We start from the raw sequence: 16,033 nt of genomic DNA on the forward strand, positions 1-16,033 counted from the left end.
AGAGAAAAAAATAGCAGTCATAATTTGTTGATTGGAATTCCGACACTTTCATTTTGCGGGAACTTCATGCCATTCAAAAGGCCGCTTGGAAGTTCGGACAAAACAATTACGGGAAATTCCTCACCAGGTTTGATAAACAAGTGATGTGTAACATCCTGGCGTGTTGTAACTGCTATTTCATAAGTGTTTCCTTCTTTTGTAAGTTTTCCATCAAGAAAAACCTTATTGAATGTTTGGTTTAAAAGATATTCTGGCAAATCCTCATCGATACTGAAATGAATCATCAAATCCTTTAAAATCATTCTAATCATTCCATGCTTGGGAGCTTGCCCTGATCTGAATCATATGAGGAACCTATCAGTTCACCGGTTTTGGTATCATATTGCCTGAATCCGCCGTCCTCATAGGTGACTTCCTTATAGGACCCTTCACCATTTTGATAATTCTGCTTAACCTCTTCCTTTACAACATCCAGGACATTTCCTGAATCTGATGAAGAACCTGAACCTGAAGAGGAACCTGAGGATGAACCTGAACTTTCTGAAGAATGAATATTAAATACCTTATCCATCAGAGTTTTTACTGAATCGGCACTGATATCCTCAATGCCCGCTTCATGCATCACGTGCACTGCTGCCACACCACCAACGACAACTATTACGGCGATGATGCCCAATATTAATAGAATAACACCTTTCATATTATCACCTCATTAAGCTTTCAATAGTTATTTAACCTAATATATTAAAATACTTTTCTATTAATTTATATATTACAAAAATAAAATTATTATTATGAACATGAAAAATACTGTAATACTTCTGATATTTTTACTATCAATATTAGGTCTGATAATGGGAGTCCACTTCACAGAGGATGCCAACAGTACCGCTACCCAAAATAATAACTCCGATAGTATCAAACAGGATTCAAACAGCAGTATGAACTTTACCATTACCAATAATGAAAATAACGTTTTAACAAACCTTTTCAGATGACTTGTTAAATTAAAAAAAAAGATATAAGGTTAAATATGAAATTTAACCTAAATTTAAACTCTTTCTTCAGCATTATCCCAATCGGGATTTTTGGCCGGCAATATGGTGAATATCAAGGTGGCAACCAACAGCACGATTGCTGAGACGATTGTGAAGTTCAGCTGGTCAAATGAACCGCTGTGAGCCACGTCAAACATTCCTCCAATCCAAATAATTGAAATGAATATCGGAAGAATATATTTGACTATTAACAACCACCATTTTCCAAGCTTGATTGTTTTAGATTTTGAATTAAGGAAATCGACTAATTTGTCCGCCTTGAATATCCAAGCAAAGATAATGCATTCAACGACTACACCAAAGAGCAATGCAATCTGGTTAATGAAAGTGTCGACAAATCCAAGTAGGGATCCTCCAAATGCAGTTGCATAAATCATAGATACACAGGCACCGACAGCAATCAGTATTGTCATTGTCCTGGACCTTGAAAGCCCAAACTTGTTTTGAATGGAAAATGACAGCGGTTCAACAGTAGACAGGATGCTTGTAAGTCCTGCAAGATAAACTGTCAAAAAGAACAGCGGTCCTAAAACATATGCCCATTGACCCAATACATTAAATACTGTCGGATAAACTACAAATACAAGCCCTGTTCCTTGAGTCACAAGCTCTGAAACAGCAGTTCCGGACTGCAATGACATATAACCTAAAATTGAAAATACGCCCAGCGCAGCAAAGTTTTCAAACAGTGAATTTGCAAGAGCGATTGATATCGTATTTGTGATTAAATCTGCGTCATCCTTAGTATAGCTTGCATAAGTAAATGCAATTGACATTCCCAAACTCAAGGAAAATACTATCTGTCCAAATGCCGCCATCCATATTTCAAAATGTCCCAAAAGTGACCAGTCAGGATTGAACAGCTCTGCAAGGCCGATTGAAGCGCCCGGCAGAGTCAATGAGAATATCACTATGATAACCATAATGATGAATAATGCAGGCACCAATACTTTTGAAACCTTTCCAAGCCCTGATTCAAGATCCCTGTGTGAAATAAACCAAATAAGTACCCAGCCTGCAAGCATAGCCACTGCAATAACAGGAATGAAATTAAGTAAACCAAGGTAAGATTCTGAAGATTGAAGAAGAGTGGTTGCAAAGAAAGCATCCGGATTTGCTCCCCAACCCTTAAAGAAACTTAAAATAATATATATTCCATCCCAACCGAGAATGGCTGAGTAGTAAATCATAATCATAAAAACAGCAACCGGTAAAAACCAGCCCAAATACTCACATTTGGAGTTTATCTTTCTTGCAGCCTTTGCAAAAGAAGATTTGAAATTATATCCTACGCCATACTCCAAAATCAGGAAAGGAATTCCCATTAAAAGAATAGCTACAATATAAGGGATGTAAAATGCTCCCCCACCATTAGAATAAAGCACATAAGGATATCTCCAAATGTTTCCAAGTCCGACGGCAGAACCTATCATTGCCAGTATGAATGATAGATTGCTGCCCCATTCATTTTTATCTGCCATAATTTTCATTTCCATTAATAATTTTAATGTAATATATATTTGAAATCAATATATAAAAATGTATAATATATCGCCATGTTAAACATGAATATTAAATTTTTCAAGAATTTTTGGCAAATAATTGTTAATTTAAACCCTAAAAAGCAATATGGGCAATTGATATCCTCATATAGACTAAGCAATTACTAAACATCTTATAACTCTTTAAGAATTGAAAGATTATCCAAAATACTTAAATAATACTTACGAGTTATTACTTTCATGAACAAAAAATACCTAATTGCAATATTTGCAATAATAATAATTTGTGCAGTAGCATTTGCACTGACAAATTCCCATAATATGGGCAATGGTTCATTTAGCATTAATGCGAATGCACTGGAAGACAGAGGAAACCTTGTAGTTGACTCTGAAAACTCGGACGAACATGACGGATACTATCACAGTGATGGTGCAGACACCAATGCAGTTTTAGTCAAAAATGGAGGAAAACTCAAATTAGCAAACTCAGCCGTAAATAAAACCGGCGATACCGCAACCAGCGGTGACGATGCTGATTTTTATGGAGTTAACTCTGCCATTTTAGTCAATACAAATGGCACATCAGACATTTCAAATGTAGAAATCAACACCAATTCAAAAGGATCAAACGGTATTTTTGTAACCAATGCCAATGCATCTTCTTCAAGTGGGGATAACTCCCAACAAGGCTCCGGTGGAGGAGGCCAACCACCTGAAGCATCAGGCAATGGCGGCGGAGACGGGAGCCAACCTCCTGAAATGCCTGCGGGAAACGGCAGTGAAGGCGGACAACCTTCACAAGCACCTGGCGGACAGGGCGGTGGAGAACAGCCTGGACAAAGCACCGTTGATGGCAGCACAGAAGCTAACATAAACAACGTTAAAATTACCACCCATTCAGACAAGTCAAGAGGGCTGGATGCAACCTATAACGGAGTAATCAATGCCGAAAATGTCATCATCAACACTGACGGTCAAAGCTGCGCTGCTCTTGCAACAGACCGTGGAGAAGGTCAGGTACATGTCAAAAACTCTGAAATCAACACAGGAGTCAGCAAAACCAGCGGCAGAGGTTCACCTTTGATTTATTCAACCGGAAACATTACTGCTGAAAATACCAAAGGTACATCATATGTATCCCAAATCGCCTGCATCGAAGGTAAAAACTCAATTGAATTGGAAAATTGTGAGATGACCGGATTTGCAGAAGGCAACAGACAGGATGGAGATACATATGTTGATTTGGGCGGAATATTCATCTACCAAAGCATGAGTGGAGATGCTGATGTCGGAACATCCACATTCACCGCTAAAAATTCAAAATTGGCAATAGCTGAAGACTCACCAGTGTCCAAAGAGGCTCCAATGTTCCACATTACCAATACTGCCTGTGTAATCAATCTGGAAAAAACAGAATGCAGTTTCGCAAGTGGAGTATTTTTAGAGTCATCAGGCCAAAACCAATGGGGAAGCGAAGGGTCCAACGGAGGAACATGTGAATTGAACACTGAAAATGAGGATATTGCCGGCAATGTCATCGTTGATTCAATCAGTTCCCTAAACTGGAACATGAAAAATACCCAATTCAAAGGGGCAATCAATTCAACCGGAAATACAACCGTTAAAGTTGGTGAAGGTTCTACATGGACTCTGACCGGTGACAGTACAGTTTCCTCATTGGAACTGAACGGAAACATCGAATATGGTGAATACACATTAACTGTTGACGGCAAAGCATACAACAGTTCAAATAATTTTAAATAGGAAAGATTATCCTTTCCTATATTTTTTAATTTTCAGCAGCCGAAACCCGCATCATATGCATTTTTCAATTTGTCCTTTTGAGATTTTACATCACCCAGGACTTCAAATACTTCTTTTTCTGTCGGATTTTTAGAAAATCCTATGAAGCTTCTAATTCCGGCCAATGTATCTCCGCAGCCGCTGCCTGCAGCAAGTATTATGTAGTAATCCTTGTTTTCAAGATGCCTGAATATCGGATAGCACCTGTCAAAAAACATCTTCAATGTTCCGCACATCCCGTAATAGTATACAGGTGTTGCATACACTATTACATCCGCTTCCATCATTTTTTCAAGGATTTCAGAGATTTGGTCTTCCTGGAAACACTTCATTTCAGGTGTCTTGCATTTGTAGCAAGCCTTGCAGGAGGAAAATTCAATATCTTCCAGAAAATATTTAACCGCCTCGTTTCCGGCGTCTCTTGCTCCCCTTACAAACTCATCACACATAGTATCTGAATTTCCCCCTTTTCTTGGGGAAGAGCTTATGACCACAACTTTCTTACTCATCTTCAATCCACCCTTTAGCTTTTGAAACATCTCCCATGAACCTCATTCCTTTTGCAAAATTGAGTTCCGGATAAGTGTTTGCCAAATCGCTTACGCATTTATCGATTCCTGAACCACCTGATGTACAGAACGCCTTGATTGTCTTTCCGCTTAAATCTGCGCTTTCAATGAAAGTGTTGATTATTGTAGGTGCTGTATACCACCATACCGGAAAACCGATTGCAACTATATCATATCCGCTTACGTCACAGGATTCAACAATTGGAGGTCTGAATGAATTGTCGTTCATCTCGATTGTTGATCTGGAGTTCTTGTCTGTCCAGTCCAAGTCTTCGGGAGTGTAGATTTCTTCTGGAACTATTTCAAATAAATCATAATCGTTTTCATTTGCTATCTTTTCGGCTATGGCCTTGGTTACTCCGCTAGCTGAAAAATAAGCCACAAGTACATTGCTCATATTAATCACCTATTTAAGGATATGTTTTCATATTATATAATTGTTAACATTCGCAACAATTAATCAAATCCAAAGTAAATTTTCAAGAAAAAATCAATTTTAACATAAATATTAACAATGAAAAATCATATTAAAAAGTTGAAACATAATATATTACATTATTAAATTAATGAAGGTAATGAAATGTCAAAACCTGTTGTTGCAATAACAAGACCTAAAGACAGAGCCCGAAAAGCCTGTGAGATTGTTGAGAAATTAGGTGGAAAGCCGATACTCGCACCGACACTTGATTTAAAGCCGGTCAACACACAATCCCTCAAGGATTTGGTTGCAAAAAAGGATGAGCTTGATTGGATCATATTTACATCCCCGACAACAATAGTTTCACTGAAACAGTTCCATCCGGACTTCTTGAAAACCCTGGACTGCAAGCTGGCAGTCATTGGAAACAAGACCGGAAAACTGGCTGAAAAGGAAGGTCTGACAGTTGACCTGATGCCTGACGAGTTCACAGCAGAAGGTCTTATTGAAGAGTTTAAAAAGCAGGGCATCACCGGAAAAACCATTGGAATTCCAAGAACCGCATCTGCAAGGCCTGTTTTGCCTGAAGAGTTGGAAAAACTTGGAAATAAGGTTATTTTAGCCGAAGCATACAAATCACTCTTTCCAATGGATGAAAAAGCGGTTAAAAATCTCATTGAAAAAATTGAAAACAAAGAAATCGATGCAATTACATTCACAAGCCCGCTGACCGTTGAAAACTTCTTTGAAATAGTAGACGACAAGCAAAAGATTGCCATGCTGCTGTCCGAAAACCTATTGACAGTCTGCATCGGTCCGATTACCGCAAAGGTTTTAGACAAATATGACATTGCCCACATTTACCCAGACACTTACACAGTTCCGGACATGATGGAACTATTATTCAAAGAATTAGACAGGTGAAAAAATGATAACTATCTGGCCACAGTATTTAGACAAGAATTTGACCCTGAAGGAAGGGCGCAAAATCGCTAAGGAATATGCCGTAGCAGACCCTAGCCTTTCAGATATTGAAAGAGCTGCAAAAAGACTTGGATTAAAACACAGTGTTCAAAAGGAAGTTTCATATCCTGGAAAATGGTATGAAAAATCCGGAAGAGTGCTTGTTGAATGGGAAGGAACAAAACTTGAACTTCTACGTGAAGTCAGCGCAGAGATAAAAAATATAAGAAACTGATCATTATGCAAATACCACAACTAATGTCTGAACAGTATAGTGAAGCAAAAAGGATTATTGAATCATCAACCAACATCAAGATTTATTCACACATCGACTGTGATGGAATCTGTTCAGGCGCAATACTATCAACCATACTAGACAGACAGAATAAAGAACATGAAATTGAATTCGTCAATCTTGACGTCCTGGACAATCTGGACTTGGACCATGAACTTACAATCTTTTCCGATTTGGGTTCAGGCCAGCTGATTGATACAAAAGCGAAGGAAGGTCAAAAGATCATAATTCTGGACCACCATCCTCCATTAAGGGACCTTGACTATAAAAACGACAAGGACTACACTTACCTTGAAATCAATCCCCATCATCATGGAATTGATGGGTCATATTATGTTTGCGGTGGAGGATTATGCTATTTCCTTTCAAAGGAATTCGGATATAATGATTTGAGCTGGATTGGAGTGCTTTCTGCAATCGGAGACATGCAAAATACAAGAATCGGTCATTTTGAAGGATTGAATGAACTCATCCAGCAGGATGCAATCGATGAAGGGTATCTTGAAGTCATCAAAAGCGACATCAACATCTATGGAAGGAATACACGCCCGCTGTTTGTGGCCCTTTCCTATTTCAATGACGTAAAGCTCCCGATTACAAACAATACCGCTGAAACCATGGCCATCCTGGAGGAACTTGAGATTGATGAAAAGCATCACAGAAAAACCTTAAACGAACTTACTATGGAAGAAAAAGGCAAGCTTTACCAGCGCCTTTCCGGAATGATTTCCCAGGTAGTTCCGGGAAAGTATGTTCAATACATTCCCCAATTGATTATTGGAGACTCATACACTTTCATCAAGGAGGATGAAAATAGCTTTTTAAGGGACGGTTCCGAATTTTCAACCGCAATGAATGCCTGCGGAAGAAATCATGAAGAGAAAGTCGCAATGGAAGTTCTAAAAGGCGACAGATTCCTGGCACTGGATGAACTTGAAAGCATCAGCAGAGACCACAGACGCAACTTGGCACAGTCAATAGAAAAAGTCAGTGATGGTGAACAATCAAATATAATTGAGCTTGAAAACTTGCAATATTTCGATGGAACCGGCATCAAACCTGAAATTGTTGGTACCATCACCGGAATGATTCTAGGATATTGCAATTGGAAAAAGCCAGTTATAGGATTTACCCAAACTGATGATGAAGGCTTAAAAATATCATTGAGATGTTCCAGACTGTTGTCATATGACGGAATCCATTTTGGAAACATAATCCGTAAGGTTTCAGCCGAAGTTGGCGGAACCGGTGGTGGACACTCCATGGCATGCGGAGCTTATATACCTATTGATAAAAAAGAGGAATTCCTTGAACGATTCAACAATGAACTTGAAGGCCAAATAACAAATTAGTATATATACTAGTAAAGATAAAAATATCAATTAATCAATTATAATTGAGGAATGAAAAAAATGAAGGCATTTAAAAAAAGAGGTGCGTTAACACATTTCCAAATACTAAGTGAAATATCAAAACAAGACCCTCACCTCAAACAAAAAGATTTGGCTGAAAAATTAGATATCACAATACAGGCTGTTTCCGAAAATATCAAAACATTAATCGAATTAGGATATATAACTTCCAAAGATGGAAGATCACCATACAAAATTACTCAAAGCGGCATTGACAAAGTTAAAAAGGATGCAATAAGCTTAAGAAAATATAGTGACTCCGTTTTAGAAACCATGAACCATTACAAGACCATATGGCCGGCAATTGCAAAAGAACAATTAGAAAAGGATGACATAGTCGGTTTGTTTATGGAAGATGGAGTTCTATATGCCCATAAAAAAGAAGAAAATGCAACAGGAGTTGTTCTTGATGACGCTGAAAAGGACATGGATGTGGCGCTAACCAATCTCACAGGAATAATCGACATGAGCGTGGGCGAGGTCACAGTAATAAATGTTCCGACCATCAAGGACGGCGGATCCAAGGCCAGCGATTTGGAATTAATCAAAAACGTCTATGAAAAAGGAACCAACAGCGGCGAAGAGATAGATAGAATAGCTGTTGCAGGTACCGTTTCAAGAGCTATCGTTAAAAAACTCGGTTTAAGCATTGATATAGAATATGCTGCTCCTCAAGCGACTGCAAATGCGGCACGCAAAGGACTGAATGTTCTTGCAATCTGTGTAGGGGACATGAGCAAGGCATTCACCCGTGAACTTGAAAACGAAAAAATAAAATACAATATTATCGATGGTGGAAAATAACTAATTTTCCATTAACATCTTTAATAATGCTGCAGCCAATTGTGAATTATCATATTCACCACTATCAATTATCTTAACATATTTTTCCAGACTGCCATCATCTACCAATGATTTTGCATCATTCAACACCTTTCTGATTTTGACATCCTCTATTTGCTGAAGCGTGGGAAACTCCTTTTCAATGATTTTGACATTGTTGGATTTTTTGATATTGTTGAATCTTGAAATTTCATCCTTTGAAACAAGGGTGAATGCAAATCCCTTTTTGCCCGCCCTTGCAGTCCTTCCGATTCTGTGAATGTAATCGTCCAGGTTTTGTGGAACGTCATAATTGACGATTACATCAACGTTTTCAATATCGAGACCCCTAGCGGCCACATCTGTGGCAACCAAAATGTTAATGTTGCCGTTTCTGAACTTGTTCATTACCTTGTCCCTTGTCTTTTGGGTCATGTCCCCGTGAATGCTGTCGACCTTAAAATCATCCTTCAGATGCTTTCTTACGAAATTGACGCTTTTTTTGGTATTGCAGAATATCAATGCCAATTTGACATCATAAGCTTCCAGCAATCTGGTCAATCCATTGAACTTATCTTTTATGTCACATCTGAAAGCGTATTGAGTTATTTTTGGAATGTTCTGCTTTTTATCGGATATCCTGATAAATTTTGGATTCTTCTGATATTTTTCCGCAATCTGGCGAATCTCTTTAGGGATTGTTGCTGAAAAAAGAAGGGTTTGCCGTTGATGAGGAGTTCTGGCCAGAATCGTTTCGATATCTTCCCTGAACCCCATTTCCAACATTTCATCAGCTTCATCCAAAACCACCCTTTCAATGCCTATCAAATCCAGGTTTCTACGTTCTATATGGTCAATCACCCGACCGGGAGTTCCAACAACAATATGAACACCTTTTTTAAGCACCCTTGTTTGTTTTCCAATAGGCTGGCCGCCATAAACCGCAAGCACCTTTAACTTTTTGATTTTTGATCCCAACTTTTCGATTTCGGATGCAACCTGCATGCACAGTTCCCTTGTTGGACATAAAACAATTGCCTGCGGAGACTTATCGGGAATGAAAATCCTTTCAAGAACCGGAACTGCAAAGGCAATTGTCTTTCCGGAACCGGTTTGGGCCTGCCCGATTAGGTCATGGCCTTCTAAGGCTTCAGGTATTGCAGACTCCTGAATTGGAGTCAGCTTTTCAAAGCCCATTTCACCAATGGCATTTTTGATATCGTTGGATATGTTCAAATCATCGAAATTCATTATTTTAATATTTAAAAAACAAGTTATATAACCATTTAGATTAACTTTGACTGCACAGATTTGGAAGGAAAATCATACAGATACTCAAATATCTCTCCAAATTCATTTAATATTCCATGTTGACGGGTCCTCTTTTTAAAAATCCTCATCAACTGATCATTATTTGGAGATGGGATTTCATAGTCATTTCCAAATTCGGTGATGTATCTCTCCTTTAAGCCGGGGAAATGCTTGTCCAGATTTTCGTAGAAATATTGCCTGTTGCCTTTCCTTAAGGTAAGCCCCATCTGAAAGCACAATATTGCCTGAACGTTTGTCTCAATGCAATAATCCAAAATTGAATTGATGTTGTCTTCGGTATCGTTGATGTAAGGCAAAATCGGACACAGCCACACAACTGTCGGAATATTGGCCTCATACAATGTTTCAAGGACTTCAACACGGCGTGAGGTCGGACAAACATTGGGCTCGACTATTCTGCACAGATCATCATCTGCAGTCGTCAATGTCATCTGAACCACCACCCTTGACTTTTCATTGATTTTTTTAAGCAAATCCAAATCCCTTAAAATCAAATCTGACTTTGTGATGCAGGTAAATCCGAATCCGTAGCGGTGAATTAATTTCAGTGCCCTTCTTACATATTCCAATCTTTTTTCAAGCGGAATGTACGGATCGGTCATCGCACCCGTTCCGATCATGGCCGGCTGCCTTTTAATGAGTTCCTTTTTGAGCAATTCAAGGGAATTCTCCTTGACCTCAATATCCTCGAAGCTGTGGTCCATGCCATAGATTTCGCTTCGTGAATCACAGTATATGCAGCCATGGCTGCATCCCCTATACAAGTTCATCCCATTGTTTTTGGACAGTATACTTTTTGAAGATACATAATGCATGAGATTACTTTAGACCTTAAAGTTAATTAATTATACTATCGTCTACAAAAAGAGAATCATGCAACAAAAAAACATTACCGAATATGGCAAAACATATGAATTTAAAGACCACCCTTCCATAAAAGGTCTTAAAATAATTGAAGGAAAAAACAATTTCCCCATTAGCTGGCTGAATCAGCAGGGATATTGCGAATACCAGATATATCTCGAGTATGTGGAAGGCATCGAAACACAACCTACAAGGGCAATGACCCAGGGAAGCCAGATTCACAAGGAGCTGGAGGACATTTTCAAAAAGGACTCGACACCTGCAAAGTTCGAGGATGCCGTTGAGGAATCAAAGATACAGGCTTCACTTTCAAGAGAAGTCTTTGTAGTGGCACCGCATTACGGCATCAGAGGATACATTGATGAGATATGGATGAAACCTGATGAAATAGTAATAATTGACGACAAACCAGGAAGAACACCTTACGAGTCAACAATGAACCAGGTCAGGGCATACTGTCTTGCATTCAAGGACATGACAGGTGATGAGAGAAAAATCAAAGCGGCACTCCGAGAAAGGGGAACTGGAAATCTGTTCTGGGTTGAAGTGTTCACTCCAGATGTTGAAAAACAAATTGAATTTACAATCAACAGAATGCATGGGCTGTTTGACGGAACAAAACCCTATATGGCAACAAAAAATCCGAAAAAATGCAGGTCATGCAGATTCAAAAACGAATGTGAGAATGCAAGATGAACAAGAAAACGATTTCAATAATTCTTCTGGCAATATTCCTGGTAACAATAATGTTTACAGTGGCAAACGTGTTTTTAAAAGATACAAACAGTGAAGCCAACCAGACAGGAACACTGACAATCGCCAACAGGACAGTGAATTATGAAAAAGCAGGAAAATGTCTTGAAGTGATAGACGGAAACACAATTCAGGTTTATGGTGTTGGTAGGGTTCAGCTAACCCAGGTCGATATTGCCAAACAGGAGCCGGGTTTCAGCCAGGCAAAAAACTTCGTTACCGACAAGTGTCTTGGAAAAACAGTGTATCTTGATATTGACGACAAACAGCCAAAAGACAAATACGACCGCACATTGGCCATTGTCTACACTAATGATACAAACATCAACAGGGAATTGCTAAACAACAACTTGGCTAAGGTATCCTATTTTGAACCGAGCGAATTTGAAAAAGGACTTAACTAGTTACACAACTCTATTCAAACCCAGATAGATTTTGTTTTTCCTATATACCTTATCCAAAATTTCATTCCATTCCTCAATGGTAATTCTTCCCTTATTAGGTATCAGATTATCCAAAGAAGCTTCAGTTACGTTTAAAATATCAGAAAGAACATAGGATAAGGTTCTGCCAGTCAGGGACAAGTCATAAGGATCATAGCCTGTAACCGCCAAAACCCAAACGTTATCTTTTGAGGAACTGTCATATTCCTTCCTAAGTGAATCATACCAGCTTGAGATTCTAGTATTCTCATTTCCTATACCTTCACCAATTGAAATATAATAGTCCTCACCAGTAAAATCAATGGAATCAATAGCCTTTTGAATCTTATTTTTAAGTTCAGGAGAATCCAAATCCAGGTCAAATTCATTATTGGTAATAGTGTCGGAGAGATAGTTTTCAAGCTCCTTGATATTCTTAAAATAGCCCAAAGGTTCCAGCCTATCGGGATCCCTGTCGCACAGGTCATAAATCAAATCCTCATCAACATCAACGATTTCATATCCTTCAAGCTTATGGGATTTGTATTCCTTAAAGTCTATGCAGTAGTTTTCCAAATCTTCCTTATTTAAATACCAAAGTACCTGAACTTTTTTAATCATAATCATCAATTACCAAGCGTTAACAACAGTGGTCCTTGTAATATTATTCAATATCCTGTCAGTTTTCAAGAATCTTCCTATAAGCCAATCGAAAATGATAGGAATCCAGTATATTTTACTTAAGTTACGTACAATAGCCTGTAACCAAGATATATTGGCCCCATTTCTTGATTTGACTTCCAGTTTCATTATTGCCTTACCAATACTTGCGCTAGCTATTTTTTCACATAATATAAAATAAAGTAATCCTAAAACAGGCATTAAGAATGGTATGACCTGATATGCTTGATAAACATTTTTCGGACCTAATAACCCATATAAGAAAAATGATATAATCCACATGAATGCTGAAACTACTAAGAAATCAAGTAAATATGCAATAACTCTTCTTGTAAATATTGTAGCCATATTATCACCTCAGCAAACTCTAGGAACCGGATCGGCTATTGGTGCTTCAAGGATTCTTTCACCGCCAATCGGAGTGTTGACAACAACATAATCCCCTTCAACAACTTCACCAATAATTGCAGCATTTTCACCATATTTTTCGCATTTAATGGCTTCAAGGATTTCTTCGGCCTTATCTGCCTTAACTCCCATAACCACTTTTCCCTCATTAGCTACTTCAAACGGATCAATGCCCAACATTTCAGATACCGCATGAACTTCCTCCTTAATAGGTATTGCATCTTGCTCGAGCACAACACCAACGCCCGCCTTTGAAGCCATCTCATTAATGGCATTGGCAAAACCGCCACGGGTCGGGTCTTTCATTGCAGTAACTCCACCAATTTCTAAAGCTCTTTTAATTATATTCCACATAGGAGCCACATCTGATTTCAAATCAGTGTCAAAACCAAATCCTTCCCTAAATGACATCAAACTCATTCCATGATCACCCAAGCTGCCTGTGACAATGATTTTGTCACCGACTTCAAGGCCTGAATCACGGACAACTTCTCCTTTTTTAGCTATTCCAATGCCGGTTGTAACCATTACAATACCGTCAAGCTTATCCTGAGGCATTACTTTGGTATCTCCGGTAATGACTGCAACATCAACTTCCTCACAGGCTTCATTTAAGGATTTCATGATCTTATCCAAATCTTCAATTGGAAATCCTTCCTGCATGATGATTGCATTGGAAATGGCTAATGGACGGGCACCCATTACAGAAACATCATTGATTGTTCCTGCCGCTGAAATTCTGCCTATGTCTCCACCTGGGAAAAACAATGGGTCAATAGTATGACCATCAGTTGTCATAACAATTTCATAATCCCCCAATGGAATTGATGCTCCATCATCCAAGTCATCCAAGCTAATACCACCATTTACGCTTTTTTTAGTGATATTATCCAAAACAGTGCCGGCAATCAAATTGGCCATTACCTCCCCGCCAGCACCATGATTCATATTGATTTTATCTTCTGACATTTTATCTCCTAATTAAAAAATAACTAATGATATAATATCTGTAAAAACAAGTATATAAAATTATGAAAAAAATTGTAAAAAAAGAGAATTTAAAGAGAAGTATCTTTAAATTAAAATTCCGTTAATAACACCGTCTTGACCAGGTCTGGATGTTACTTTAGCATTACCTTCAGGGGTTTCTACAATAGCACCTTTGGTAATGATGTTCCTCCTAACGTAGTTAGGGTTTGCACTGTTTTCGATTACACCAAGGATGTCTACTACTTTGGTGTTTCCGTTAGCGTCAGTGACGTTGATTTTGTTACCTGTAGCTAATCTGAGTTTTTCGTTACCGCCACGGGTTCTGATTTTTCTTAATTTTTTTTCGTCTAATCTAGTTTCTGCAGGATCTCTTCCTAATTCAGATTTCCTTTTTCCACGGTTTGCAACATTTCTTGCACCGGATGGACTTCTAGTTGATTTTCCTTGAGAAATTGCCATTATTTCACCTAATAAATATAATTAATAAATAAGTAATCGCAGTCTTCAAGCCTCTTTTCAATCAGACTATATGCAAGAAAATAATAGTCTGATTTTTGAGAGCAAAAAAGAGCCTTAAAGAATAATGATAATAAAATATTACTTTTTCATTATATATAAATGTTTTATTTCATAGGCAAAATTTAGAAAATTAGCTTCTGTTTTTCAAAATGAATTCATCGACCAACCTGTCGAAATCCTCTTCGCTCATATCCTCATTTGACGCAGCATCGAGAACCTTTTGAATCTCATCATCAGAAACGTCATCGCCCAACAATTCAATCAGCAAATCCTTCAAATCATTATCATCGATGTATGCTTCAGCATTGGCAGTTATGACTTCAGAATTGCCCTCATCATCAATAGTGTAATATGGAACTTCCTTAGTCATGAGCTATTCCTCATCATCATCTACAAATTCATAATAGACTACACCGTATGGATCATCATCAAAATACCATTCATTAGGCTCTTCTATGAAATCCTCATCGTCGTCATCAACTAAATCTTCTTCCAGGTCTTCTGCACCTTCAACCTGAATGACGATATTGACATCTTCACCTAAAGACTCAACATCGATGCCCAATTCATCCAAATCGATTTCCAGTTCGCCGTCTTCAATGGCATCTTCAGGTACGACAATTACAATTTCATCTGCGGATTCAATATCTATTTTTTGATTTTCCATTAAAATCACCATAATGTATTGTTAAATTAATTATTATAGATATTTAACAAACTCATATTTAAAGGTTGTCAGAAAAAGAGAAAAAATAGTAACTATATGTTACTATCCATCAAACATTCCAATTTTGGAATTCCAAAGTCATTTTTGCACTTAATTGAGCATATTCTGGAGTTTTCAATGCACATGTCAAAACATAAGCAGCCTCCATTGCAGTTAATGTTGATTTTAACATCAGCACTTTCCAAAGTTTCTTTGGAAGTGTTGAAAACTTCTGAAGCGTTTGGAACAAAAATTGAAGTTGGAAAGTTTGAATTGTTAATTCCAAGATATACTCCTTCTGAAATTCCATAATCCGCACAGTATCCATGTTCGCCATCCAATTTTCCTACAAATGTATCATTTATTTCATCATAACTTGAGATCAGTCTTTTTTCCATTTTATCAAACCTCACACATACTATGTTGGCCTTCAGATATAAACCCAGTCGGAGAGCATTTGAAAAGTAATATTGATAATTTTTAGGCAGAATTTTACAATATCAGAGCAACAAAATT

Annotated in this window: 22 protein-coding genes; 8 read left to right on the forward strand and 14 right to left on the reverse strand. The window is 38.0% G+C overall.

The window, feature by feature from the left end; genetic code table 11:
* Nucleotides 1–17: 17 nt before the first annotated feature.
* A complete protein-coding gene (locus QZ138_RS01450; protein WP_292885301.1) occupies nucleotides 18–311 on the reverse strand; it encodes a hypothetical protein in 294 nt (97 codons plus the stop codon).
* The gene (locus tag QZ138_RS01455) at nucleotides 308–700 is read right to left on the reverse strand and encodes a flagellar protein, FliL (RefSeq protein ID WP_292885304.1); all 393 of its coding nucleotides are present in this window, start codon (nucleotides 698–700) and stop codon (nucleotides 308–310) included. The genes QZ138_RS01450 and QZ138_RS01455 overlap by 4 nt, the downstream gene beginning before the upstream one ends.
* A gap of 94 nt (nucleotides 701–794) precedes the next feature.
* On the opposite strand from QZ138_RS01455, the gene QZ138_RS01460 reads away from it, so the two are divergent.
* Nucleotides 795–998, forward strand: a complete 204-nt coding sequence (locus tag QZ138_RS01460) for a hypothetical protein (RefSeq protein WP_292885306.1) — start codon at nucleotides 795–797, stop codon at nucleotides 996–998.
* A 53-nt stretch (nucleotides 999–1,051) separates the two neighbouring features.
* On the opposite strand, the gene QZ138_RS01465 is transcribed toward QZ138_RS01460, so the two are convergent.
* On the reverse strand, nucleotides 1,052–2,539 hold the full coding sequence (locus QZ138_RS01465; RefSeq protein ID WP_292885309.1) for a sodium-dependent transporter: 1,488 nt from the start codon (nucleotides 2,537–2,539) through the stop codon (nucleotides 1,052–1,054).
* Between the two features lie 261 nt (nucleotides 2,540–2,800).
* On the opposite strand from QZ138_RS01465, the gene QZ138_RS01470 reads away from it, so the two are divergent.
* The gene (locus QZ138_RS01470; RefSeq protein ID WP_292885312.1) at nucleotides 2,801–4,324 is read left to right on the forward strand and encodes a hypothetical protein; all 1,524 of its coding nucleotides are present in this window, start codon (nucleotides 2,801–2,803) and stop codon (nucleotides 4,322–4,324) included.
* A gap of 32 nt (nucleotides 4,325–4,356) precedes the next feature.
* On the opposite strand, the gene QZ138_RS01475 is transcribed toward QZ138_RS01470, so the two are convergent.
* Nucleotides 4,357–4,872 carry a flavodoxin family protein gene (locus QZ138_RS01475; protein ID WP_292885315.1) on the reverse strand — a complete coding sequence of 172 codons (516 nt, stop codon included), beginning with the start codon at nucleotides 4,870–4,872 and terminating at the stop codon, nucleotides 4,357–4,359.
* Complete coding sequence (locus QZ138_RS01480) at nucleotides 4,865–5,329, reverse strand: flavodoxin (protein ID WP_292885318.1); 465 nt, start codon at nucleotides 5,327–5,329, stop codon at nucleotides 4,865–4,867. The genes QZ138_RS01475 and QZ138_RS01480 overlap by 8 nt, the downstream gene beginning before the upstream one ends.
* A 183-nt stretch (nucleotides 5,330–5,512) precedes the next feature.
* On the opposite strand from QZ138_RS01480, the gene QZ138_RS01485 reads away from it, so the two are divergent.
* From QZ138_RS01485 to QZ138_RS01500, 4 genes are read left to right on the forward strand one after another with little or no spacing between them, the layout of a single operon-like run.
* Nucleotides 5,513–6,274 (forward strand): uroporphyrinogen-III synthase, encoded by a 762-nt coding sequence (locus QZ138_RS01485; protein ID WP_292885321.1) that lies wholly within the window; start codon nucleotides 5,513–5,515, stop codon nucleotides 6,272–6,274.
* Nucleotides 6,275–6,278: 4 nt separating this feature from the next.
* Nucleotides 6,279–6,548, forward strand: coding sequence for a signal recognition particle subunit SRP19/SEC65 family protein (locus QZ138_RS01490; protein WP_292603748.1), 270 nt, complete (start codon nucleotides 6,279–6,281; stop codon nucleotides 6,546–6,548).
* Nucleotides 6,549–6,550: 2 nt separating this feature from the next.
* A complete protein-coding gene (recJ, locus tag QZ138_RS01495; protein WP_292885431.1) occupies nucleotides 6,551–7,960 on the forward strand; it encodes a single-stranded-DNA-specific exonuclease RecJ in 1,410 nt (469 codons plus the stop codon).
* A gap of 60 nt (nucleotides 7,961–8,020) precedes the next feature.
* Nucleotides 8,021–8,824, forward strand: coding sequence for a winged helix-turn-helix transcriptional regulator (locus tag QZ138_RS01500; protein WP_292885325.1), 804 nt, complete (start codon nucleotides 8,021–8,023; stop codon nucleotides 8,822–8,824).
* On the opposite strand, the gene QZ138_RS01505 is transcribed toward QZ138_RS01500, so the two are convergent.
* Nucleotides 8,825–10,093: a DEAD/DEAH box helicase gene (locus QZ138_RS01505; RefSeq protein ID WP_292885328.1), complete on the reverse strand. Its 1,269-nt coding sequence runs from the start codon at nucleotides 10,091–10,093 to the stop codon at nucleotides 8,825–8,827. It abuts the gene before it with no gap.
* Between the two features lie 35 nt (nucleotides 10,094–10,128).
* Complete coding sequence (locus QZ138_RS01510; RefSeq protein ID WP_292885332.1) at nucleotides 10,129–10,989, reverse strand: radical SAM protein; 861 nt, start codon at nucleotides 10,987–10,989, stop codon at nucleotides 10,129–10,131.
* Between the two features lie 58 nt (nucleotides 10,990–11,047).
* On the opposite strand from QZ138_RS01510, the gene cas4 reads away from it, so the two are divergent.
* Together cas4 and QZ138_RS01520 are read left to right on the forward strand one after the other, a co-directional pair.
* Nucleotides 11,048–11,734: a CRISPR-associated protein Cas4 gene (gene cas4, locus QZ138_RS01515; protein ID WP_292885335.1), complete on the forward strand. Its 687-nt coding sequence runs from the start codon at nucleotides 11,048–11,050 to the stop codon at nucleotides 11,732–11,734.
* Nucleotides 11,731–12,195, forward strand: a complete 465-nt coding sequence (locus tag QZ138_RS01520) for a thermonuclease family protein (RefSeq protein WP_292885337.1) — start codon at nucleotides 11,731–11,733, stop codon at nucleotides 12,193–12,195. The genes cas4 and QZ138_RS01520 overlap by 4 nt, the downstream gene beginning before the upstream one ends.
* Here QZ138_RS01520 and QZ138_RS01525 read toward each other — a convergent pair whose 3' ends face one another.
* The 7 genes from QZ138_RS01525 to QZ138_RS01555 all read right to left on the reverse strand — a co-directional run bounded on the left by QZ138_RS01525 (nucleotide 12,196) and on the right by QZ138_RS01555 (nucleotide 15,915).
* On the reverse strand, nucleotides 12,196–12,834 hold the full coding sequence (locus tag QZ138_RS01525; protein ID WP_292885340.1) for a hypothetical protein: 639 nt from the start codon (nucleotides 12,832–12,834) through the stop codon (nucleotides 12,196–12,198).
* Between the two features lie 9 nt (nucleotides 12,835–12,843).
* Nucleotides 12,844–13,242: an RDD family protein gene (locus QZ138_RS01530; protein WP_292885343.1), complete on the reverse strand. Its 399-nt coding sequence runs from the start codon at nucleotides 13,240–13,242 to the stop codon at nucleotides 12,844–12,846.
* A 9-nt stretch (nucleotides 13,243–13,251) separates the two neighbouring features.
* Nucleotides 13,252–14,271, reverse strand: a complete 1,020-nt coding sequence (gene hypE / locus QZ138_RS01535; RefSeq protein WP_292885346.1) for a hydrogenase expression/formation protein HypE — start codon at nucleotides 14,269–14,271, stop codon at nucleotides 13,252–13,254.
* A gap of 105 nt (nucleotides 14,272–14,376) precedes the next feature.
* Entirely contained in the window at nucleotides 14,377–14,751 is a 375-nt protein-coding gene (locus QZ138_RS01540; RefSeq protein ID WP_292603765.1) for a 30S ribosomal protein S8e, read from the reverse strand.
* A 190-nt stretch (nucleotides 14,752–14,941) separates the two neighbouring features.
* Nucleotides 14,942–15,181: a hypothetical protein gene (locus QZ138_RS01545; protein ID WP_292603767.1), complete on the reverse strand. Its 240-nt coding sequence runs from the start codon at nucleotides 15,179–15,181 to the stop codon at nucleotides 14,942–14,944.
* 3 nt (nucleotides 15,182–15,184) lie between these two features.
* Entirely contained in the window at nucleotides 15,185–15,478 is a 294-nt protein-coding gene (locus tag QZ138_RS01550) for a hypothetical protein (protein ID WP_292885349.1), read from the reverse strand.
* 92 nt (nucleotides 15,479–15,570) lie between these two features.
* Complete coding sequence (locus QZ138_RS01555; protein WP_292885352.1) at nucleotides 15,571–15,915, reverse strand: hypothetical protein; 345 nt, start codon at nucleotides 15,913–15,915, stop codon at nucleotides 15,571–15,573.
* Nucleotides 15,916–16,033: the final 118 nt, after the last annotated feature.

The sequence above is a fragment of the Methanobrevibacter sp. UBA212 genome, from assembly GCF_905233225.1.
Taxonomy (GTDB): domain Archaea; phylum Methanobacteriota; class Methanobacteria; order Methanobacteriales; family Methanobacteriaceae; genus Methanocatella.